Source organism: Thioflexithrix psekupsensis (genome assembly GCF_002149925.1).
Taxonomy (GTDB): domain Bacteria; phylum Pseudomonadota; class Gammaproteobacteria; order Beggiatoales; family Beggiatoaceae; genus Thioflexithrix; species Thioflexithrix psekupsensis.
In genome coordinates, this window is sequence record NZ_MSLT01000012.1 from 998,179 (window position 1) to 1,019,620 (window position 21,442).

General features: G+C 45.7%; 19 protein-coding genes, 2 tRNA genes and 1 pseudogene. 13 read left to right on the forward strand and 9 right to left on the reverse strand.

Annotated features, from left to right (window positions below; translation table 11 throughout):
- Positions 1 to 12: 12 nt before the first annotated feature.
- The 6 genes and pseudogenes from lon to rpmG all read left to right on the forward strand — a co-directional run bounded on the left by lon (position 13) and on the right by rpmG (position 3,785).
- Positions 13 to 2,454, forward strand: coding sequence for an endopeptidase La (gene lon / locus TPSD3_RS09400; protein ID WP_086488279.1), 2,442 nt, complete (start codon positions 13 to 15; stop codon positions 2,452 to 2,454).
- A gap of 239 nt (positions 2,455 to 2,693) precedes the next feature.
- Positions 2,694 to 2,969: pseudogene (locus TPSD3_RS09405) on the forward strand (HU family DNA-binding protein); the annotation flags it as partial.
- Positions 2,970 to 3,058: 89 nt separating this feature from the next.
- A tRNA-Val gene (locus tag TPSD3_RS09410) sits at positions 3,059 to 3,134 on the forward strand.
- Positions 3,135 to 3,150: 16 nt separating this feature from the next.
- Positions 3,151 to 3,227 (forward strand) — tRNA-Asp (locus TPSD3_RS09415).
- A gap of 131 nt (positions 3,228 to 3,358) precedes the next feature.
- Positions 3,359 to 3,595 (forward strand): 50S ribosomal protein L28, encoded by a 237-nt coding sequence (gene rpmB / locus TPSD3_RS09420; protein ID WP_086488281.1) that lies wholly within the window; start codon positions 3,359 to 3,361, stop codon positions 3,593 to 3,595.
- 34 nt (positions 3,596 to 3,629) lie between these two features.
- Positions 3,630 to 3,785, forward strand: a complete 156-nt coding sequence (gene rpmG, locus TPSD3_RS09425) for a 50S ribosomal protein L33 (protein WP_086488282.1) — start codon at positions 3,630 to 3,632, stop codon at positions 3,783 to 3,785.
- A gap of 75 nt (positions 3,786 to 3,860) precedes the next feature.
- Here the strand turns inward: rpmG and glgC are convergent, their stop codons facing one another.
- Positions 3,861 to 5,159 carry a glucose-1-phosphate adenylyltransferase gene (glgC, locus tag TPSD3_RS09430; protein ID WP_086488283.1) on the reverse strand — a complete coding sequence of 433 codons (1,299 nt, stop codon included), beginning with the start codon at positions 5,157 to 5,159 and terminating at the stop codon, positions 3,861 to 3,863.
- A 198-nt stretch (positions 5,160 to 5,357) separates the two neighbouring features.
- Complete coding sequence (locus tag TPSD3_RS09435) at positions 5,358 to 6,128, reverse strand: hypothetical protein (RefSeq protein WP_086488284.1); 771 nt, start codon at positions 6,126 to 6,128, stop codon at positions 5,358 to 5,360.
- Positions 6,129 to 6,314: 186 nt separating this feature from the next.
- Here TPSD3_RS09435 and TPSD3_RS09440 point away from each other — a divergent pair, with 186 nt between their 5' ends.
- From TPSD3_RS09440 to TPSD3_RS09460, 5 genes are all read left to right on the forward strand, one after another.
- Positions 6,315 to 7,064, forward strand: a complete 750-nt coding sequence (locus TPSD3_RS09440) for a HesA/MoeB/ThiF family protein (RefSeq protein ID WP_086488285.1) — start codon at positions 6,315 to 6,317, stop codon at positions 7,062 to 7,064.
- Between the two features lie 36 nt (positions 7,065 to 7,100).
- A complete protein-coding gene (locus tag TPSD3_RS09445; RefSeq protein WP_086488286.1) occupies positions 7,101 to 7,775 on the forward strand; it encodes a hypothetical protein in 675 nt (224 codons plus the stop codon).
- A 49-nt stretch (positions 7,776 to 7,824) separates the two neighbouring features.
- On the forward strand, positions 7,825 to 9,405 hold the full coding sequence (gene guaA, locus TPSD3_RS09450) for a glutamine-hydrolyzing GMP synthase (RefSeq protein ID WP_086488287.1): 1,581 nt from the start codon (positions 7,825 to 7,827) through the stop codon (positions 9,403 to 9,405).
- Between the two features lie 267 nt (positions 9,406 to 9,672).
- Positions 9,673 to 10,122, forward strand: coding sequence for a DUF4394 domain-containing protein (locus tag TPSD3_RS09455; RefSeq protein ID WP_086488288.1), 450 nt, complete (start codon positions 9,673 to 9,675; stop codon positions 10,120 to 10,122).
- A 123-nt stretch (positions 10,123 to 10,245) separates the two neighbouring features.
- Positions 10,246 to 11,070, forward strand: coding sequence for a hypothetical protein (locus TPSD3_RS09460; RefSeq protein WP_086488289.1), 825 nt, complete (start codon positions 10,246 to 10,248; stop codon positions 11,068 to 11,070).
- Positions 11,071 to 11,351: 281 nt separating this feature from the next.
- Here TPSD3_RS09460 and TPSD3_RS09465 read toward each other — a convergent pair whose 3' ends face one another.
- Positions 11,352 to 12,383 carry an IS630 family transposase gene (locus tag TPSD3_RS09465; RefSeq protein WP_086487161.1) on the reverse strand — a complete coding sequence of 344 codons (1,032 nt, stop codon included), beginning with the start codon at positions 12,381 to 12,383 and terminating at the stop codon, positions 11,352 to 11,354.
- Between the two features lie 440 nt (positions 12,384 to 12,823).
- Here TPSD3_RS09465 and TPSD3_RS09470 point away from each other — a divergent pair, with 440 nt between their 5' ends.
- Both TPSD3_RS09470 and TPSD3_RS09475 read left to right on the forward strand, forming a co-directional pair.
- Positions 12,824 to 13,354: a TOL_0243 family YfiR-like periplasmic protein gene (locus tag TPSD3_RS09470; protein WP_086488290.1), complete on the forward strand. Its 531-nt coding sequence runs from the start codon at positions 12,824 to 12,826 to the stop codon at positions 13,352 to 13,354.
- Positions 13,355 to 13,365: 11 nt separating this feature from the next.
- Positions 13,366 to 15,510: a TonB-dependent receptor plug domain-containing protein gene (locus TPSD3_RS09475; protein WP_086488291.1), complete on the forward strand. Its 2,145-nt coding sequence runs from the start codon at positions 13,366 to 13,368 to the stop codon at positions 15,508 to 15,510.
- A 192-nt stretch (positions 15,511 to 15,702) separates the two neighbouring features.
- Here TPSD3_RS09475 and TPSD3_RS09480 read toward each other — a convergent pair whose 3' ends face one another.
- The 6 genes from TPSD3_RS09480 to pdxA form a co-directional block, all read right to left on the reverse strand.
- Positions 15,703 to 16,596: a phosphoribosylaminoimidazolesuccinocarboxamide synthase gene (locus TPSD3_RS09480; protein WP_086488292.1), complete on the reverse strand. Its 894-nt coding sequence runs from the start codon at positions 16,594 to 16,596 to the stop codon at positions 15,703 to 15,705.
- Positions 16,597 to 16,614: 18 nt separating this feature from the next.
- A complete protein-coding gene (locus TPSD3_RS09485) occupies positions 16,615 to 17,391 on the reverse strand; it encodes an MOSC domain-containing protein (RefSeq protein ID WP_086488293.1) in 777 nt (258 codons plus the stop codon).
- A 6-nt stretch (positions 17,392 to 17,397) separates the two neighbouring features.
- The gene (locus TPSD3_RS09490) at positions 17,398 to 18,675 is read right to left on the reverse strand and encodes an O-acetylhomoserine aminocarboxypropyltransferase/cysteine synthase family protein (protein WP_086488294.1); all 1,278 of its coding nucleotides are present in this window, start codon (positions 18,673 to 18,675) and stop codon (positions 17,398 to 17,400) included.
- Positions 18,676 to 18,722: 47 nt separating this feature from the next.
- The gene (gene galU / locus TPSD3_RS09495) at positions 18,723 to 19,613 is read right to left on the reverse strand and encodes a UTP--glucose-1-phosphate uridylyltransferase GalU (RefSeq protein WP_086488295.1); all 891 of its coding nucleotides are present in this window, start codon (positions 19,611 to 19,613) and stop codon (positions 18,723 to 18,725) included.
- Between the two features lie 185 nt (positions 19,614 to 19,798).
- Positions 19,799 to 20,356 carry a FlgO family outer membrane protein gene (locus TPSD3_RS09500; protein WP_086488296.1) on the reverse strand — a complete coding sequence of 186 codons (558 nt, stop codon included), beginning with the start codon at positions 20,354 to 20,356 and terminating at the stop codon, positions 19,799 to 19,801.
- On the reverse strand, positions 20,337 to 21,413 hold the full coding sequence (gene pdxA / locus TPSD3_RS09505) for a 4-hydroxythreonine-4-phosphate dehydrogenase PdxA (protein ID WP_342587072.1): 1,077 nt from the start codon (positions 21,411 to 21,413) through the stop codon (positions 20,337 to 20,339). Before pdxA ends, TPSD3_RS09500 begins: the two co-directional genes overlap by 20 nt.
- Positions 21,414 to 21,442 lie beyond the last annotated feature (29 nt).

Genomic DNA, 21,442 nt, shown 5'->3' on the forward strand with positions numbered 1-21,442 from the left:
GAGGATACCCCTATGCCCTACGATGACAAAACCTCTGACGTGATTGATGCGCCGCGAATGGTTTTGCCGGTGCTGCCACTGCGTGACGTAGTGGTTTATCCCCACATGGTAATCCCCCTGTTTGTGGGACGAGAAAAATCGATCCGCGCCTTAGAAAAGGCCATGACCGAAGATAAACAAATTCTCTTAATCGCCCAACGCAATGCCGCCGAAGATGAACCCGAAGTTGACGATTTACACCGTGTGGGAACGGTGTCTAGTATTCTGCAATTGCTGAAACTGCCCGACGGCACCATTAAAGTCTTGGTCGAAGGCGGACAACGGGCGAAAATTCTCAGTTTTCTGTCCATGGACGATTTATTTACCGCGCAAATTACCCCATTGGCCGAGGTGATCCCCGATGAACGCGAAGTCGAAGTGTTGTCGCGTTCGATCACCACACATTTTGATCAATACATCAAACTCAATAAGAAAGTGCCACCAGAAATTTTAAGTTCTCTGGCCAATATTGACGAATCCAGTCGCCTTGCTGACACCATTGCCGCACACATGGCGATTAAACTGGAAGAAAAGCAGAAAATCCTAGAGATCGTGGATGTACGCGAACGCTTGGAACATTTGATTGCGCTGATGGAATCGGAGATTGATTTGTTACAAATCGAAAAACGCATTCGTAAGCGCGTAAAAGGGCAAATGGAAAAAAGCCAACGCGAGTATTATCTTAACGAACAGATGAAAGCGATCCAGAAAGAATTGGGAGAATTGGAAGATGCCCCCAATGAGATCGAAGAACTGAGCAAACGCATTGAAGAGGCCGGAATGCCTAAAGAGGCCAAAGCCAAAGCCATTGCCGAGTTGAATAAACTCAAAATGATGTCGCCCATGTCCGCAGAAGCCACTGTGGTACGCAATTACATTGATGTGATTTTAGCTGTGCCGTGGAAACGCCGCACCAAAGTCAGCCGTGACATGAGCAAAGCCGAAAGTGTACTGGAAACGGATCACTACGGTTTAGAAAAGGTCAAAGAACGTATTTTAGAATACCTTGCAGTACAACAGCGCGTGAAAAAACTCAAAGGCCCCGTGTTATGCTTGGTTGGCCCGCCGGGCGTGGGTAAAACCTCATTGGGACAATCGATTGCTCGCGCTACCAATCGTAAATTTGTGCGGATGTCATTAGGTGGCGTGCGCGATGAAGCGGAGATTCGCGGCCATCGTCGGACTTACATTGGGTCTATGCCCGGTAAAATTGTCCAAAATCTCAGCAAAGTGGGAACACGTAACCCGCTTTTTCTGTTAGACGAAGTGGATAAAATGGCGATGGATTTCCGTGGCGATCCGTCTTCTGCGCTGTTAGAAGTGTTAGACCCTGAACAAAATCATACGTTTAACGATCACTATTTAGAAGTGGATTATGATTTGTCAGAAGTGATGTTTGTGGCCACGGCGAATACTTTAAATATTCCCGCGCCGTTATTGGATCGGATGGAAGTCATTCGTCTGTCGGGTTATACCGAAGATGAGAAAATTAATATTGCCATGCACTACCTCGTGCCAAAGCAAATTAAAAACAACGGACTTAAAGCCACGGAAATTAGCATTGCTGAAACGGCAATCCGTGATATTATCCGTTTTTATACTCGTGAAGCGGGCGTGCGTAATTTAGAGCGTGAAATTGCTAAAATTTGCCGTAAAGTGGTTAAAGAAATCCTGTTAAAAACCGATGTGCGCAAAGTGTCTGTGAGTTCGCGCAATATTGAAAAATATCTCGGTGTAAAACGCTTCCGCTACGGTCGCGCCGAAGAACAAGACCGTGTCGGACAAGTCACCGGATTGGCATGGACAGAAGTGGGTGGGGATTTATTGACCATCGAAGCGGCGGTCATGCCCGGTAAAGGCAAATTATCTTACACGGGACAACTGGGCGATGTCATGCAAGAGTCGATTCAAGCCGCCATGAGTGTCGTGCGCAATCGCGCCAAAGCCTTGGGCATTGAAAACGACTTTTACCAAAAATACGATCTGCACATTCACGTCCCCGAAGGTGCAACGCCAAAAGATGGCCCCAGTGCGGGGGTCAGTATGTGTACGGCGTTGGTGTCGGTACTGACCAGCGTGCCGGTGCGCGCCAGCGTGGCGATGACGGGAGAAATCACTTTACGCGGCGAAGTGCTGCCTATCGGTGGTTTAAAGGAAAAATTGTTAGCGGCTTTACGCGGTGGCATTCGGACGGTGCTGATTCCCGACGAAAACAAGCGCGATTTACAAGAAATTCCTGAAAATATTAAGAAAAATCTTGATATTCGTCCCGTCAAGTGGATTGAAGAAGTATTGGCCTTGGCCTTACAGCAAATGCCAACGCCCTTACCCACCGCAGATGGCAGCACGGTGACAGAACCAGAAGGCTTGCCCAGTGGCGATTCAACTCAGAATGCCAGCGTGCAAACCCACTAAACATGCTACAATGCAAATCGAGTTGATACACTGTCTCTGATTTCCTCTGACATCTAGGAAGGCGCGGAATCAGTGCAAACCATCTAAACAAACGCTGATTGAGTCCATTTGAGTCCGTGTATTTTGTTGAGATGGCATTGCTTGTGCTTGATTGCGCCCGATCAACCAGAGACAGTGAGTCGGTATGAACCCATTGCTTTTTTGTATTTTACCCATCCAACACCACGTTAAACGGGGGAAAAATGAATAAATCAGAAATTATTGAAGCGGTTGCTGAGGCCGCCAACATCTCTAAAGCGCAAGCGGGGAATGCGGTAGAAGCGGTGATTGATTCGATTCGAGACGCGCTGGCTAAAGGGGACAGCGTCACACTGATTGGTTTTGGAACTTTTACAGTACGGGAACGCCCAGCCCGCACCGGTCGCAATCCACGCACCGGCGATCCCATCGACATCAAAGCGGCAAAAGTACCCGTGTTCAAACCGGGTAAAGTTTTGAAAGAAGTGGTAAATTAAAAATTTTGCAAAAAAAGTGTCTCAGAGGCTTGCAAAATTAAAAAAGCCTCTGTATAATTTCAAACTTCAAATCGAGACACGAAACAAGCGGGTGTTTAGCTCAGTTGGTAGAGCGTCGCCCTTACAAGGCGAATGTCGGGGGTTCAAGTCCCTCAACACCCACCAGTTTTATAACGGTTTTGGAGCGGTAGTTCAGATGGTTAGAATACCGGCCTGTCACGCCGGGGGTCGCGGGTTCGAGCCCCGTCCGCTCCGCCACTCTCTCTCGAAGCGCATCAGAAAAGAGTGCGCTTTTTTTTCGCCTGCATTTTTTTCTTTTCTTTGTCTCAAAAGAAAAAATCGGATAAAAGGCGGGCTTGATGTCCAACTTGCTGATAAGGAACAACCTCATGTCCAGAGTATGCCAAGTCACTGGCAAAGGGCCAATGTCAGGTCACAACGTGTCCCACGCGAACAATAAGACCAAACGCCGTTTTTTGCCTAATTTACACGTTCATCGTTTCTGGTTAGCCAGCGAAAACCGTTGGATCAAACTGCGCGTGAGCAACCACGGTTTACGCACGATTGATAAAAAAGGCATTGAAACGGTATTAGCCGAATTGCGCCAAAACGGAATTAAATACTAAATTTTGGCCAAAATAACTGTTAGGAGTAGCGACAATGCGCGATAAAATCAAACTGGTTTCCAGTGCAGGCACCGGCCACTTTTACACCACCACAAAGAACAAAAAAACGACTCCCGATAAATTGTCGTTTAAAAAGTACGATCCGGTGGTACGTAAACATGTAGAGTACAAAGAAGCCAAAATCAAATAGGTTTCCTCTCCCATGCCCGCGTTAAAAAAATCGCTTGAAACTTAGGCTTCAAGCGATTTTTTATTGGTAGAACAATTAATTTTCAGGCAATTCAGAAATGTCCGGCGATTGATGCAAATTCTGCCCTAACATTTCCGGAGTCACTAAAACAATCCCCGTATCCGTGACATGAAACCGCGCCCGGTCAGCTTCGGCATTTTCTCCAATCACGGTATGCGGTGGGATTTCGCAGCCCTTATCAATCACCGCATTACGAATGCGACAATGTCGGCCAATTTTCACATTCGGCAACACCACGCTGTCATTGAGGACGGAATAAGAATTAACGCTGACTTTGGAAAACAGCAGCGAATGATTCACTTGCGCCCCTGAAATAATACACCCACCCGACACCATCGAATCCACGGCCATGCCGCGCCGTCCTTCGTCGTTAAACACAAATTTAGCCGGTGGCAATTGTTCTTGATACGTCCAAATCGGCCATTTTTCATCATACAAATCTAAGGGAGGAGTCACATCAACCAATTCCATATTGGCTTTCCAAAATGAATCCACTGTTCCCACATCGCGCCAATAGGCTTGCTTATTGTTCTGCACATCACGAAACGGGTAGGCATACACACGATGCGTATGAATCAAACGTGGAATCAAGTCCTTACCAAAATCACGGCTAGAGCCAGATTCTTTGGCATCTAAAATCAATTGTTCGTATAAAAACTTGGTGTTAAAAATATAAACCCCCATCGAAGCCAACGCCACATCACTGCGTCCCGGTATTGGACGCGGATCGGCGGGTTTTTCCACGAATTCGACGATTCGCTGTTGATCATCCGTTCCCATGACTCCAAAACTGCTGGCTTCACCCAACGGCACTTCTAAGCACGCCACCGTTAAATCCGCTTTGTGTTCTAAATGCCACGCCAACATGGGGCCATAATCCATTTTGTAAATGTGATCGCCCGCGAGAATTAACACATATTCGGGCTTATGGCTGCGAATAATGTCTAAGTTCTGATACACCGCATCGGCCGTGCCTAAATACCATGAATCCTCTAAACGTTGTTGTGCCGGTAATAACTCGACAAATTCACCAAACTCACCTCGCAAAAATCCCCAACCTTTTTGGATGTGACGAATTAACGAATGGGCTTTATATTGCGTTAAAACCGCCACGCGACGAATCCCCGAATTAATGCAATTGGACAACGGAAAATCAATAATGCGAAATTTTCCCCCAAACGGCACGGCCGGTTTAGCCCGCCAATCCGTTAATTGTTTTAAACGCGAACCGCGTCCCCCCGCCAAAACCAATACTAAAGTATGGCGCGTTAAGCGACTGATAAAACGGGCGTTATTTTGTTGTTCTACATTCATGATGCCTCCTGAGGTTATTTTGTGGTTTTAAATCACTTTTTTATTGGAAGAAATCACTGCAAGGGCAGGGCGATAAACCCATCACTCAACAGGGATAACTTTTGATGAACAGGGTGTTTGTTTTGGATTGAACCCAATACAACACCAAACAAACCGATGTGATCATGTCTGATCATTCGGTTTTTCGACACGCCAATGCTAAGGCAACGCCATGGGCGAATCTGATTGCCATGTGGGTGGCGGTTGCTGTGGGCGATTCTCTTCGGAGCGGTAGTAACTGCCAGAAGGCTGCGCTTGCCACACGGGAGTCGGCGCGTAAGGATGGCGTGGCTCCGGCATCGCCCCCACCGCAGGCGACGATAAACGAAACCCCGGAGACCATGACGGCGTAGACTCCATTTCCCCCCCCGGTTCTGCCGGCGGACGATAGCCATACACCGGCGGAACAGCCGCAAAATGATCCACCGATTCGCGCAACGGTGGATGATACGATGAACCCGCTTGTGCCATGTAGGGCTTACTTGGCCAATTCTCATGGGCAGAGGAAAATTCTCGCTCTGGATAATAAGGCATACCGGGAACTGGTTGAGTGTGGTACGGCTCTAATTCTGTGTTCGTTGGAGCTAAAGGACGGTAACGTGGGCCTTCAGGGGCAGGAACTCCAGAGGAATTCCATATTGTGCTGGGCGGAGGTTGATCGTGACGGTAACGCGAGACATCATGCCGATCTTGCCACATGGGCGCACTTTGCGGCCGATAAGGGGAAGTTTGAGGTGCTGAAGGTTGCGCATGATATTCTCCCGCCACCGCTCGCGGTACGTTTGGCGCGGGCAGATGTTGCACTGTGGAGGGCGCAGGAGGTGACTCACTTCGCCACAGCAAAAATAACAACACGGCAATGACCCAAAACGGCCACGCAGAACGAGTAAATATCATTGAAAAATAAGGTTTTAAGGGTAACTGGTTCACGTTTTAACTCGATAAAAAATAAAATAAGCCACGACGTATTAAAAAATACGTCCATTTTAACATTCCCCTCTTGTGACTCCGCCCTTAGTGTAAAGGTGATGCTTGACAGTATAATGTCGGGTGCGATTGCTTTACTATAGCAGATATGCGGATGTTTCTGTTTACCTAATGCGTAGGTTTGAACTGATGAATGATGAACAATTATTGCGTTACAGTCGGCAAATTATGTTGCCGCAAGTGGATATTCGCGGACAAGAATCGCTGTTGCAGGCCACGGCGTTAATTATTGGTTTAGGTGGCTTGGGATCGCCGGTGGCAATGTATCTGGCAGCAGCGGGCGTGGGACGGTTGATATTGTGCGATTTTGATCGCGTCGATCTGTCCAATTTACAGCGACAGGTGATTCACGACAGCAGCCAATTGGAACAGTATAAGGTGGATTCGGCGGCGGTGCGTTTGCGGGCGTTAAATCCCGACGTGCAAATTGAAACCATCACGACTCCCTTTGATGCCCATTCGCTGTCTCCCGCCGTTCAAGCAGCGACGGTGGTCATTGATTGTACAGATAATTTAACCACCCGTTTGGCGATCAATAAATTGTGTGTGGATTTTTCTAAGCCGTTGATTTATGCGGCGGCGATTCGGATGGAAGGACAATTATCCGTTTTTCACCCCGCAACACTGGGAACGCCTTGTTATCGCTGTTTATATCCGCGTGATGATATGATTCAAGAGACGTGTACCCAAAGTGGTGTATTGGCTCCGATTGTGGGGATTATTGGCAGTTTGCAAGCCATAGAAGCCATGAAATGGATAATGGGTATTGGTCAAGTGTCATTAGGACGCTTGCACTTGTTAGATGCTTTACAAATGGAGTGGTGCGAGGTGAAATTGCAAAAAAATCCCACTTGTCCCGTTTGCGGCCATTTACCCTAATTTTTTTAAAATAACCAATTGCCTCATGATACGCTGATGAGTAAAGAAATTGATAGAATCTCAGAACAAATTGGCTGTTTAAATACGCCGATGATTCCCGCCACGCTGATTTCCACCAAAGGCACGCATTGCCATGTGTGGCAGTGTATTCGCACCTTAATCACCGAACAAGGGACGCAATATTTAGATTTTGTGATCAAATGCCATCACAGCCCTTGTGATTTTATGGAAATTAAAAGTTTAAAACGAGATTATGACCGTCTAAAAAGATATTTAGGTGATATTATTCCCGATGCGCTTTTTGTGGCCACGGAAGTTAATGGCCAACCGAATGTTTTGGTCATGGCGATGACGTATAAACCATGGTTTAACGTGGCTAATCCCGGTAATGAAGCCGAAGTGATCCCTTTATTTCGTCGTTTGGAGCGGGCGCAAATTCAATTACGCCATTTTATTCAAGTCGCTTATCGGTGGTATGAAGAAGAAGGGCGCGTGATTGATTTATATGGCGTAGATAATTTGATTCTCGACCGCAATCAATCGCTGCATTATATCGATAGTTTTACGGTATTTTTCTATGAAGATTTGTTGAAAATTATCGACGATGACAGTACGGGATTAAAGGAAAAAATTGATCTGTCATTAAGGCGTTTAGATTATTTAGATTATGTGTTAAAAGCCTCTGAGAAAAAATTAATTGCGATTGATTAATGAGCAGTGGCAAATCGGTTGTTTTATCTTGTTATTTTGAGAAAATTTCATGTCTAATAATATTCACCAACATCGTATTTTAATTCTTGATTTCGGTTCTCAATACACCCAATTGATTGCGCGGCGGGTGCGAGAAATTGGCGTGTATTGTGAAATTCACAGTTATGATATGTCTAGCGATGCCATTCAAGCCTTTAATCCGAAAGGAATTATTTTATCAGGCAGTCCTGAATCCGTGAATGATCACACCGTCGGCTATCATGCGCCAGAGATTGTTTTTCAATTATCTATTCCTGTGTTGGGTATTTGTTATGGAATGCAAACGATGGCTGCTCAATTAGGTGGTCAAGTCAGTGGTTCTTCCCTGCGGGAATTCGGTTATGCGCAAATTCGGGCGCGAGGCCATTCGGCGTTATTGCGCGATATTCAAGACAGTACAAATGAACAAGGACATGGCTTATTAGAAGTGTGGATGAGTCATGGGGATAGAGTGGAACAATTACCGCCCAATTTTATCTGCATTGCTTCTTCAGATAACGCGCCTATTGCGGCGATGGCGGATGAAACGCGCCAGTTTTACGGGGTACAATTTCATCCCGAAGTGACGCATACTTTACAAGGTAAAGCAATTTTACAACGTTTTGTTTTAGACATTTGTCAATGTGAAGCCTTATGGAATGCGAATAATATTATTGAAGATAGCCTGATTCAGATTCGGCAATTAGTGGGCAAAGAAGCGGTGTTATTGGCTTTATCGGGCGGTGTTGATTCTTCAGTGGTTGCGGCGTTATTACACCGTGCGATTGGTGAGCAATTAACCTGCATTTTTGTCGATAATGGTTTATTGCGTTTAAATGAAGCCGATCAAGTCATGGCGACTTTTGCGCAACATTTAGGCGTGCGCGTGATTAAAGTGGATGCACAAGCGCGTTTTCTTTCTGCATTAGCGGGCGTGGCTGATCCTGAAGAAAAACGCAAAATTATTGGGCGTTTATTTATCGATATTTTTGAAGAACAAGCGCGTCAATTAAACGCAATTCAATGGTTAGCCCAAGGGACAATTTACCCTGATGTGATTGAATCGGCAGGCGCGAAATCGGGTAAAGCGCATGTGATTAAATCGCACCATAATGTCGGTGGATTGCCAGAGCGAATGCAGTTGAAATTAATTGAGCCATTACGCGAATTATTTAAAGATGAAGTGCGTCAATTGGGTTTAACCTTAGGTTTGCCGGCTGAAATGGTATTTCGTCATCCTTTTCCGGGGCCGGGGTTGGGCGTGCGGATTTTGGGCGAAGTGCGGGAAGAATATGCGGATATTTTGCGCCGTGCGGATGCGATTTTTATTGAAGAATTGCATCAATCGGGTTGGTATTCTAAGGTCAGTCAAGCCTTTGCAGTATTTTTACCGGTGCGTTCGGTGGGCGTGATGGGCGATGCACGGCGATACGATTACGTGGTGGCTTTGCGTGCAGTGGAAACGATTGATTTTATGACGGCACGCTGGGCGCATTTGCCTTATGAATTATTAGAGCGGGTATCAAATCGCATTATTAACGAAGTCAACGGCATTTCCAGAGTTGGCTACGATATTTCTAGTAAACCCCCTGCGACAATTGAATGGGAATAGGGTTGTGGGTCTGAACTTGTAAAAGAACCTCATTTTTTCAGTATTCGACAAGGAAAAATCAATAACTTACGAACGAAAAAATGGTGTTTTTGGAAGTTCTTTTACAGGCTGGGCATGTGGGAACGAGGGAAACCGCCTTCGGCACATCCCCACTACCGATTCCGGTCAAGAGCGGCTTAGATCGAGCCTTGACTACCCACTCAGACGGGGGCTATACTTCTGTGTAGATGGTTGGATTTCCTATACTTTCTTTTAAAGAGAACCTTAATGTTTAAAGTATTCATTGTTCACCGACGCGAGCAGGTCTCACGTCTCGTGTCTTTCATTGTGCAAGCGTTATATGTCGCACAAGAAAGACATGCCGCGCTATATGTAAAACTAAATTTTATAACACTACTCATTATATGTATTCTAACCCCAGTTAATGCTGATAGTCTTATCGGCTATCGTTGGCAGCCTGTTTCAGGGACAGAGGAAATAATGCTGATAGACCCTAACACAGGAATAACCTCCAGTCTAGCAACAATTGATATTAATTGGGTTATGCAGGGTGCCGGGTTTTCTGTAGACTCTGATAATCATAAGGCCTATTTTTATGGTCAAAAAGATGGAGAACTCTCATGGCGGTTATACACAGTTGACCTCATAACAGGAACTACCAGTTATGTATCTATAGATGATGTCGGACAAGGTGGTTTTGATTTCGATACATATTAGCCTGACAAACTTATCGGTTATCGTTGGCATGGAGAACCTGTTTCAGGGACAGAGGAAATAATTTCAATAGACCCTAGCACAGGAATAACCTCCAGCCTAGCAACAATTGATATTGATTGGGTTATGCAGGGTGCCGGGTTTTCTGTAGACTCTGATAACCATAAAGCCTATTTCTATGGTCAAAAAGATGGAGAATCCTCATGGCGGTTATACACAGTTGACCTCATAACAGGAACTACCAGTTATGTATCTATAGATGATGTCGGACAAGGTGGTTTTGATTTCGATACATATCAGCCTGACAAACTTATCGGTTATCGTTGGCATGGAGAACCTGTTTCTGGAACAGAGGAAATAATTTCAATAGACCCTAGCACAGGAATAACCTCCAGCCTAGCAACAATTGATATTGATTGGGTTATGCAGGGTGCCGGGTTTTCTGTAGACTCTGATAACCATAAAGCCTATTTCTATGGTCAAAAAGATGGAGAATCCTCATGGCGGTTATACACAGTTGACCTCATAACAGGAACTACCAGTTATGTATCTATAGATGATGTCGGACAAGGTGGTTTTGATTTCGATACATACCAGCCTGTTATCAACGTCTCACAATGCGCAACCTTTAATCTGTTTGCAACGCCGCCAGCACCGCAGTTGTTTTTGCCGTGTGTGCAGGTGGGAGCTGTGTATCAGGTGGGGATGAATTTGATTGCTGTTGATCCGTCGTTGCGCTTTGAAGTAGACCCGACTACTTTGCTGCCACCCAATCCACCCGATTTGATACCAACAGGACAATGTGCGGTGTTTCCAGACCCTGCTGCACCTGCATTGAATCATCTGCGGATTAATTGTTTGCAAATTGGTGATCAAACCTATTGGGTAGATTTGGTGTTGACTTCAGTCATACCCACTATTCAATTTGATGTAGTGGGTTTTGGTCAATAAGTAAACTTTGCTTAAAAATCCAAAACGGCGCGGATGAAGGTCTGCGCCGTTTTTTGTTCCCTTGCACCAGCGTAGGTTTATCTCGTTCCCCACATGTCGCGCTTGTAAAAGAACTCCTAAAAACACCATTTTTTCGTTTGTAACTTATTGATTTTCAATATAGAATACTGAAAAATGAGGTTCTTTTACAGCCTCAGCATGTGAGAACGAGATAAATATCTTAATTAAAGATATACCAAAATTATGTGAGATATAAAAACAAATTAAGTTCTAATATCTAGCTAGATATTAGGTATAAGATACTGTTTAATTTTATTAAACTTAAACACTTTACCTGACAAAAAGGTCTCAAACATACTAGTGACTTCTTTAAAGCTTGATAGACGATGAAAATTCTTTCTGACCCAATTCTTACCTTGAAGCCAAATATCCTCGACTGGATTTTGCTCTGGGGCATTGGGCGCAAATCTTAATAAACGAACTTTCCATTCTGATTCTGGAAGTCCCCCATTTAATTTCTCTAAATAAGTTCTTAAACCTTCAGAACGATGATAACTTGCACCATCCCAAATAATCACATGACGGGCTTCTTTATATCTGTAAATGAGCCAGTTAATAAAGTCTATCGTATATTTTGTATCAGCTTTCTTTGCCCTATCTAAAATAAATTCTCCCGTATAAATATTCACCGCTCCATACCACGTTTGAGAAGTGCGATAATTACTCATCTTTATTGACGTTCTTTCTCCTTTTTTCGACCAAACATAACCACAAATATCTCCCCACAACTGATGGCTTTCGTCTTGCATCCAGTACATTACCTCTCCACTTTCTATCTGTTCACGCTCCTTATCTATTAAATCCTTAATCTCTTTTTTTTTAGCTTCTACTTTTACCTCATCTTTTGCCGAATTCTCTTTGTGTGTCTTCTTATAACTTAAATTCGCTTCTTCTAATAATTTAGTATAAGAAGTATTTGAAGAATAGAAAACATCATACTCCTCTTTTAAGTATCTCTTTAGTTCCTCTATTGTTATTGTCTTCTTTTCTTGTATCCAATTAATCACATCTTCTCGTTCACGCGGCTTTAAATACCCTGGTGAGCCTTTATACGCTAACTTTAATCCTTCAACCCCTGACGCTAAATAAATGGCTTTCCATTTATCCACAAATTGCACACTGACACAATACGCTAAAGCCGCTTCCGCACGCACAAAACCAAGCAAAGACATTCTTACTGCCATCGCTCGCTTCACTTCTCTCGCCTCACCTGTTGACATTAACTCTTCTAAATCTTCATATCTTTTGTTCATTATTCTCTCCTATTTGAAAAGTATTATTATACGACTCTGAAAAAATTGGTATAGAATTCATAAAGCCTTTATTTTGTCTGCATCAAAATTTTTAGAATTTTCAGAATTGGAACGAATCAATTTCATTAATTCTTTCATTCTGAACATTCTGATTGTGACAAAAATTTTATGAATGATTGAATGACTGACTCCTAATCCACTGGTGATCTTGTCATTGCTTGGAAATTATAGAAGGGTAAACTGTTAAACGTAAAACTGGCAGTAATAGGCTCTAATGAATGGAAATGCTATGGCGGGCGCATTGACCGTTAAAACAAAACACAAACCAGCCTCACAAATTTAACACATTATAATCAATGAGTTAATTTCAGTATGGACTCTCAACTTCTGCTTTGTCCGCGCAAACAAGTAACATGTTTTTTCAGTGAGGAAACTTGAGTATGTTAAAACAATTGCTCGCCATATTCGCATTGGCTTTGAGTGTCCCTGCACTGGCACTGGATGCCGCCAAAGAATACGAAATAAAAGCCGCGTTTTTGTTCAATCTCAGTTCTTTTATCACCTGGCCAGCGCATCATTTCACCGGAGAAAACCGTGCGTTTGACATTTGCGTGTTGGGTGCTGACCCTTTCGGCGAACGCTTGGATGTGATTACTGTCGGGCAGAAAGTCGGCGAACATCCAGTCACGGTGCGCCGGGTGGCGGCGGTCGGCGAAGTGGCAGCATGTCATTCGGTGTTTATCAGCGCATCGGAAAATTCGCGCTTGCAGGCGATTTTTGCCGAATTGAAGTATAAGCCGGTATTGACCGTCAGCGATATAGACAATTTTGTCGTGCGAGGCGGCATGGTGCAGTTTTTCCCACGCGATAACAAAATTCGCCTAATGCTTGACCCAGAGGCATTTACCGATGCAGGTCTCAAACCCGGCGCAAATTTGATGCGGGTTGCACACATCGTCAATGGCAAATAAGGGATAACACCATGAAAAAAATAAGTATTTTTGCGCTTGTTACCCTGCTATCTAACACCGCTTATGCCTTGACTGATGCCGAAAAAGCCCGTTTAGAAGTGTTGCGCGGGCTTTCGTTGGAAGATTTGCAGGAAATGGAAATTAAATTAGACGATGTGTTCGACGTATTTGATGGCTTGGTCAAGCAACAAAGCGTCACCGTCGCCTCTGGTTTTGAGCAAAGCACCGCCACCGCGCCTGCTTCTACCACGCTGATTACCGCGCAAGATATTGAGGCGATGGGCGCACGCAGTTTGGATGAAATCCTTGAAGCTGTGCCGGGAATGCACATCAGTTTGTCGGAAATAGGATTTGCGCCGCTGTACGACGTGCGTGGGGTGCATTCTGCCAGTAATTACGAAGTCTTGATGATGGTCAATGGCATTCCAGTTAAAAGCCTGACCGATGGCGGGCGTGGGGGTTGGTCTCCGCCGCCGGTGCAGATGATTCAACGCATTGAAATCATTCGCGGTCCCGGCTCGGCACTGTACGGCGCGGACGCGGTGTCAGGGGTGATCAATATTCTCACCAAAACCGCAGCAGATATGCCGGGTACAGAAGCGGGCTTGCGTATGGGCAGTCATGCGACTTACAACCCTTGGTTATTGTACGGCGGCAAGGTCAATGGCTTTGATTTGGCACTGAGTCTGGATTATCTGGACACCGACGGGCATCAAGAAACCGTGCATCAAGACGCGCAATCTTTGCTGGACAAAGCCACCGGCACACAGGTCAGCGAAGCACCAGGACGGACGTATTTGCAACAGCAACAATTGAATCTTCATGCCAACGCCGTCAAAGGTCACTGGCGCATGGATGTTCACTGGTTACGTCGGCGTGATGCGGGTGCTGGTTTAGGCACGGTGTTGGTAATAAATCCTGAAGAATATCAAGAAATTGACCAGCTACAAGCCAGTCTTTTGTACCATAATCCACAACTCGGCACACACTGGGAAACCAGTGCGCAACTGAGTTACCGCGACATCGCAGATGATTGGTTTAACCAACACAGCGCCCGCCCCGGCGCGATTCGCGGCGGCGAGCTGCTGCCCTACGGTGCGCCCAACAATAGTGGTTATCATCAACGCCAAACCCGCTTGGATTTGAGCGCGGCGTATCGTGGTTTTAGTCGCCACACGGTGCGCTTCGGCGCAGGGTACTTGTATGCGGATTTGCATGATGTCCCCTGGTCGTTTTTAGCCAATCGGCAAGTGCCAGTCATGGTGAATGCCGAAACTTTGGGACGGGTGCTGATTCCTGAAAATATCCGCGAAAATCGCTACCTGTTCGCGCAAGATACTTGGGCATTCGCGCCCAATTGGGAACTGACGCTGGGGTTGCGTCATGACTGGTATTCGGATTTCGACAGCACGACCAACCCCCGCGCTGCGCTGGTGTGGCAAATTAACCCGCGCCTTGCGGCTAAGTTGTTGTACGGCACGGCGTTTCGCGCCCCGTCTTTTGCGGAAATGTACATCCCGCGCAACCTCGCTGTAGTCGGCAATTCTGACTTAAAAGCAGAAACCAATACCACCTGGGAATTGGGTTTGGATTACCGCGCCAGCGATAACCTGAACCTAACGCTGAATCTGTTTAACTACGAAATCAGCGACAAAATTCAACGGCGTTTACTCACCTCGGCAGGCGCGACCAGCGGCGCGATTTACACCTACGACAACATCGGCACACTCAAAGGACAAGGTGTTGAACTCGAAAGCCGTTGGAAAATCAATAACAAATCCAGCCTGTTAGCGAATTTCGCCTACGCCAAAGTCGAAGACGGCAACGGCATGGAAGCGGGCGATTATCCGCATTACCAAGCGTATTTGCGCCACGATTGGCTGTTGGGACATAGCTGGTTTCTCGACACGCGGCTGAATTGGGTGGCAGACCGTGCGCGTCTCGCCGACGATTTACGCGAGCCTTTAGCCGATTATGTGGAACTTGACGTGACGCTGCGTTACAAAGACACCGCGCATAAAACCCCTTGGAATATCGCCGTCGGCGTGCGCAATTTACTCGACGAAGACCGCCGCGAACCCGGCGATCCGCGCTTAATCGGCGATTATCCCAAAGCTGGGCGGGAGTGGTTTACGGAAATTCGCTATAGATTCTAAACAGACAACTGAGGTTCTTTCACAGCCTCAGCATGTGAGAACGAGATAAATATCTTAATTAAAGATAGAATTCATAAAGCCCTTATTTTGTCTGCATCAAAATTTTTAGAATTTTCAGAATTGGAACGAATCAATTTTATTAATTCTTTCATTCTGAAAATTCTGATTGTGACAGAAAAAACAACTTATCAATTAATACCAACTTTGACACAAACGCACTTGCGCTTCGCGGTATTTAGCCGCAGTTTTTTCTAAAACATCAGGCGGTAAAATTGGCCCTGGGGCTTTTTTATCCCAATCTAAAGTTTCTAAATAATCCCGCACAAATTGCTTATCAAAACTGGGTGGACTGATCCCTTCGGCATAAGATTCTACCGGCCAAAAACGAGAAGAATCTGGCGTTAATAATTCATCCATTAAAAATAATTGTCCCGATTCATCAACACCGAATTCAAATTTAGTATCCGCAATAATAATGCCGCGAGTAGAAGCATACGCTTGGGCGCGTTGATAAATTGCTAAACTGGTTTGTTTAATTTGCGCAGCTAAAGACTCCCCAACCAATTCCACTGTGTGGGCAAAATCGATATTTTCATCATGCGTTCCCACCGCGGCCTTACTCGAAGGCGTATAAATGGGATGCGGCAAACGAGTGGCTTGCGTTAAACCATCAGGCAACGCCACACCACAAACTGCACCCGTCTGTTGATAATCTTTCCAACCCGATCCCGCTAAATAACCCCGCACAATGGCCTCAATGGGTAAGGCTTTTAACCGCTTTACAATCACACTGCGATCTTGTAATGTAGCCCGTAAATCAGCATTAGGAATGGCTTTTTCTAAAGGATAATCAGTCAAATGATTGGGAATAATATCTGACATTAAAGAAAACCAAAAATTAGACACTTGCGTTAATAAAATGCCCTTTTCTGGAATCGGCGTAGGTAACACCACATCAAATGCCGATAAACGATCCGTGGCCACAATTAAAAGATGCGCATCATCCACTTGATAAATATCCCGCACCTTACCGCGATGCAATAACGGTAAAGTTTCTATTTGAGTTTCATAGACTATTTTGGTCATTATCATTGCTCTGTTTGCTTAAAATGGCGTGAGAAACGCATCGCCCACCGCCAACTCACCATCGGCGATTACTTCCACATAAACGCCCAAATTCACATGTCCCCAATGCGCCAATAAGGTTTGGGGAATTTTCAAATCTCGTTTTGCGGTTAATGGATTCACATTGGTCGCCGCACAGCGGGGAATGGGTTTTAACACGCGCCCTGTGGCCGTTCCCATACGAATTAATTGACCTGTCGGCCATGATAATTCTTCCCATGCGTTCAAATCGTTTAAATGCACATTGCCACGAAAACGTAAGGGGTCAATGGGCATTTTTATCGCTTCTTCTACTGCTTGCACCGTTGCCAGATTAATACACGACAACACCCGCGCCGCCACATCAGAAAAACTATGCCCCTCTGCCCGCACCAATTTTACCCGTCCGCGCACCTCTCCCGCTAAATAATCGGTAAAAAACGACTCAATCCGCGCCACGCCCGCCGCATCGTACAACGAAGCCGCACACAATACCCGTTCATCCCCTTGATTATCATAGGCGTAAATGCTCAAAATTCCCGTGCCATCATCATATTCCGTGCGTAAAGCCGCTAATTTTTCATTTTTCATCAACATTAAAAAATCAGTTTTCGGCAAATGACGCGGTTCACTGGGATCGAATAAAGTCGTTTCATGCGCCAACGCAAATTGTCGATCTAAGGGAATGGTCTGATGGGCGCGGAGAAACACTTGTTGTAATGCTTCGGCACTTAATCCTTTGATGGGATAACGGTATAATTGTGTGACGGTTGCCATTTTTGCTTACCCTTTTGCGGCTGCTAATGCCTGTTCAATATCCGCGATCACATCATCCACATGTTCCAAACCAATGGATAAACGCACCATATCTTCCGATACACCCGCTGAAGCCAACTCTTCGGGAGACAATTGACGATGTGTCGTAGTCGCGGGATGGCAGGCGAGTGACTTGGCATCCCCAATATTGACTAAACGAGTGATTAATTGTAGCGCGTCGATAAATTTCGCGCCTGCTTCTCGTCCGCCGCGAATGCCAAAACTGAGAATACTCGAAGCCTTACCATTCATATACTTATCCACCAAATGGCGATCAGGATGTCCAGCCAAACCCGCATATTGTACCCAACTGACTTGGGGATGTTGTTGTAAATACTCGGCGACGGCTTGAGCATTGTCACACAAGCGATCCATGCGCACCGGTAAGGTCTCAATGCCTTGTAACAGCAAAAACGCATTAAACGGCGAAATCGCCCCACCCATATTACGCAACGGCACAACCCGCGCCCGCGCAATAAATGCCGCTGCGCCAAAAGTTTCCGTATAAGACACGCCGTGATAAGAGACATCAGGTTGTACTAACCGTTTAAAACGCGCCGCGTGTTCTGCCCAAGGAAAACGGCCAGAATCGACAATAGCCCCGCCAATACTTGTGCCATGTCCACCCATGTATTTGGTCAGCGCGTGAACAACAATATCCGCACCGTGTTCAAATGGACGACATAAATACGGAGTCGGCACAGTATTATCAACGATTAACGGAATTCCATGCCGATGTGCCAATTCAGCCAATGCGCCAATATCCACCACATTCGCCAAGGGATTGCCAATGGATTCGCAAAAAATCGCCTTGGTTTTTTCATCGATCAAACGCGCAAACGCATCAGGCTGACGATAATCCGCAAAACGAACATTGATCCCGTATTGGGGAAAAGTATGGGCGAATAAGTTATACGTTCCACCATATAACGTACTCGACGTGACAATGTTATCGCCCGCTTCAGCCAGCGTCATAATGGCATAAGTGATCGCGGTCATTCCCGACGACACCGCTAATCCCGCAACGCCACCTTCCAAAGCCGCGACACGTTTTTCTAACACATCGGTGGTGGGATTCATGATCCGCGTGTAAATATTTCCTGCGACTTTGAGATCGAATAAATCCGCGCCATGTTGCGTATCGTCAAACGCATAAGAGGTGGTTTGGTAAATGGGAACGGCGACGGCTTTGGTGGTGGGATCGGGCGAATAACCACCGTGTACAGCAAGGGTTTCTAGCTTCATCAATGCAGCTCCGTTGGGTGTGTGGCGTTTTTTTTAACAGAAAATGATTATAAGTGTTTGGTAATTTCCAATAAATGCAAACGGAAATCTTCGCGTAAATTGGGATGTTTTAAGGCATAGTCAATATTGGCCATGAGGTAGCCCAATTTACTGCCACAATCGTAACGTGTGCCTTTAAATTGGTAAGTCAACACTTGTTCTTCTGACAATAAACCCGCAATGGCATCCGTCAATTGGATTTCGCCGCCTGCGCCGCGTTTGGTTTTCTCTAGAAAATCGAAAATTCTCGGCGTTAATAAATAACGTCCCACAACAGCAAGTCGTGAAGGTGCTTTATCGGGTGAGGGTTTTTCAACAATATCCGTGACTCTGGTCACCCCTTCGTAGAGCGGATGAGAAGCGACAATACCGTATTTATACGTTTCTTCTTGGGGAACTTGTTCGACGGCTAAGACGCTACACTGTTGTTTTTCAAAAATATTTACCATTTGCACTAACGACGGCACTTCATGCCCGTCAATTAAATCATCCGCAAGAATCACCGCAAACGGTTCATCACCGACCACCGGCCGCGCACACAATACCGCGTGTCCTAAACCCAAAGCCTGCGGTTGTCGCACATAAATACAACTCACGCCCTCAGGAACAATATGACGCGCCATCGCCAGAAGATCATATTTTCCGCGTTGTTCTAATTCATTTTCCAATTCTTGATTGCGGTCGAAATGATCGGCAATGGTGCGTTTACCGCTGCTGGTGACAAAAATCAATTGTTCAATGCCCGCGGCAACGGCTTCTTCAGCAGCGTATTGAATCAAGGGTTTATCCACAATAGGCAACATTTCTTTAGGGCTGGCTTTGGTGGCGGGTAAAAAGCGAGTGCCTAAACCTGCAACGGGAAAAACGGCTTTACGCACGGGTTTTATGATTTTATCCATGATGGTTGGAAACTCAAAAGTGGAAAGTGGAAAGTAGTGGGATCATAACGCGAAAGTGAGATGAACACCATGAGGTGACTGCGCAGGAAAGAGCGAATAAGAACGAAAAGAGCGAACATACAAGCAATGGTCAAGTTTTTCGCGGCCGCTATAGTTGGGAATTGAGGCTGCGAATTCATGCGCTATTATTTCTTCTCCAATAACGCCAATAAATTATTGCCCAAAGGTAAACTGTAAGCGTAAGAGGACACCAAATGGGCGCGGTCTACACTCAATACGTTAAGCGTAATGTAAACCCGATCCGCACCCAGCGCGTATGTTCCCATCAGCAACGCATCCCCCGAACGCGCTACCCCCCGCCAACTGTCCGCTTGTCGCCAATGGCCTTCGGTGTCCATAAAAATTTTTCGACCATCCATCACTAAATGCCCGCGTTGCACTAAAGCCGCACCTAGTTGTTCGCCTAATAAACGCCCTAATGTGCCATTTCTATGCAAGTGATTAATATCGCTTAATGCGCCCACCCAAATTCTTTTATTCACCAGCGATTCTTGAGCATTGGCGAGTAATAAATGAATCGCTTGTTGACTGCTTAACATTAAATCGGCATCAGCAGGCGGTTTTTGAGAAAAACATTCTCCCGATTGCACCCGAAACGCACAAGGTTGGTAAGCCACAGGAACGCTACAAGCCGTTAAGCTCAATAAGCCGCTGCATAATAAACTACATGGTATCCATCGCATGACGGGTTTCCTTTTGTTGTTGTCGCAACACCATGGTGGCGGCACTGTGTAAAGCGGCGCGTAAACTATTAGGTTTGGCTTGTCCCGTGCCTGCCAATTCTAAGGCCGTCCCGTGATCAACCGATGTCCGAATGATCGGTAAACCTAATGTAATATTCACCGCTTCTCCGAAGCCGCGTTGTTTCAACGGAATCAAACCCTGATCATGATACATAGCCAATACCGCATCAATTCCCGTCAAACTCGCGTCGGTAAATGCCGTATCGGCAGCAACAGGGCCAATTAAAACCATACCCTCAGCGCGACATTTTTCCAAGACAGGAATAATCACTTCCATTTCTTCACGTCCTAAATGTCCATTTTCGCCCGCGTGGGGATTTAAACCACAAACCAAAATGCGGGGAGCATTTAGGGCAAATTTTCTTTGTAAATCCGTATATAACACGCGAATGACCGATTCCAAACGCGCAGGCGTGATAAGCGCGGACACCTGTGCCAGGGGGACATGCGTCGTCACCAAAGCCACGGATAGCTTGCCCGTTGCCAACATCATGACCACTTGCGGCGTGTTGGTTAATGCGGCGAAAAATTCGGTGTGGCCGCTAAACGACACGCCTGCCGCATTAATAATGCCCTTATGCACAGGCGCGGTGACAATCGCATCAAATAAACCGTGTACAGCCACTATGGCAGCAGCCCGCAAGGTATTTAAGACATATTCGGCATTGGCTGGATTTAACACGCCCGGTGTCACTTCTGCATTCAAGGGAATATTAATAACAAATAATTGATTTGGACAATGGGGAGGAATAATATCTTGTAAAGTAACCGCGATTAATTCTACTTTTATTCCTAATAATGTTGCCCGTTGTCGCAATAAATCAATGCTGCCAATAACGACCAATCGCAAGGGAAAATTTTCCCGTGCCAACATCAGCACAATATCCACCCCAATACCAGCGGGTTCACCTAAAGTAATAGCAATTGTTGGAAGTGTTGCGGGAGTCATTTTATCGTGTTCATCCAGTAGGTTGTCAGAATCAGAATTTACAGACACAAGAATTTTCAAAATTGATTTTTGCAAGT

Excerpts from the sequence above, each read along its gene's own strand:
- TPSD3_RS09440 (WP_086488285.1), top strand. The coding sequence starts at position 6,315 with ATGAATGATGAACAATTATTGCGTTACAGTCGGCAAATTATGTTGCCG.
- rpmB (WP_086488281.1), top strand. The coding sequence starts at position 3,359 with ATGTCCAGAGTATGCCAAGTCACTGGCAAAGGGCCAATGTCAGGTCAC.
- TPSD3_RS09460 (WP_086488289.1), top strand. The coding sequence starts at position 10,246 with ATGCAGGGTGCCGGGTTTTCTGTAGACTCTGATAACCATAAAGCCTAT.
- TPSD3_RS09480 (WP_086488292.1), bottom strand. The coding sequence starts at position 16,596 with ATGACCAAAATAGTCTATGAAACTCAAATAGAAACTTTACCGTTATTG.
- guaA (WP_086488287.1), top strand. The coding sequence starts at position 7,825 with ATGTCTAATAATATTCACCAACATCGTATTTTAATTCTTGATTTCGGT.
- TPSD3_RS09475 (WP_086488291.1), top strand. The coding sequence starts at position 13,366 with ATGAAAAAAATAAGTATTTTTGCGCTTGTTACCCTGCTATCTAACACC.
- TPSD3_RS09470 (WP_086488290.1), top strand. The coding sequence starts at position 12,824 with ATGTTAAAACAATTGCTCGCCATATTCGCATTGGCTTTGAGTGTCCCT.
- TPSD3_RS09465 (WP_086487161.1), bottom strand. The coding sequence starts at position 12,383 with ATGAACAAAAGATATGAAGATTTAGAAGAGTTAATGTCAACAGGTGAG.
- glgC (WP_086488283.1), bottom strand. The coding sequence starts at position 5,159 with ATGAATGTAGAACAACAAAATAACGCCCGTTTTATCAGTCGCTTAACG.
- TPSD3_RS09445 (WP_086488286.1), top strand. The coding sequence starts at position 7,101 with ATGAGTAAAGAAATTGATAGAATCTCAGAACAAATTGGCTGTTTAAAT.
- galU (WP_086488295.1), bottom strand. The coding sequence starts at position 19,613 with ATGGATAAAATCATAAAACCCGTGCGTAAAGCCGTTTTTCCCGTTGCA.
- TPSD3_RS09500 (WP_086488296.1), bottom strand. The coding sequence starts at position 20,356 with ATGCGATGGATACCATGTAGTTTATTATGCAGCGGCTTATTGAGCTTA.
- lon (WP_086488279.1), top strand. The coding sequence starts at position 13 with ATGCCCTACGATGACAAAACCTCTGACGTGATTGATGCGCCGCGAATG.
- TPSD3_RS09455 (WP_086488288.1), top strand. The coding sequence starts at position 9,673 with ATGTTTAAAGTATTCATTGTTCACCGACGCGAGCAGGTCTCACGTCTC.
- TPSD3_RS09490 (WP_086488294.1), bottom strand. The coding sequence starts at position 18,675 with ATGAAGCTAGAAACCCTTGCTGTACACGGTGGTTATTCGCCCGATCCC.
- rpmG (WP_086488282.1), top strand. The coding sequence starts at position 3,630 with ATGCGCGATAAAATCAAACTGGTTTCCAGTGCAGGCACCGGCCACTTT.
- TPSD3_RS09485 (WP_086488293.1), bottom strand. The coding sequence starts at position 17,391 with ATGGCAACCGTCACACAATTATACCGTTATCCCATCAAAGGATTAAGT.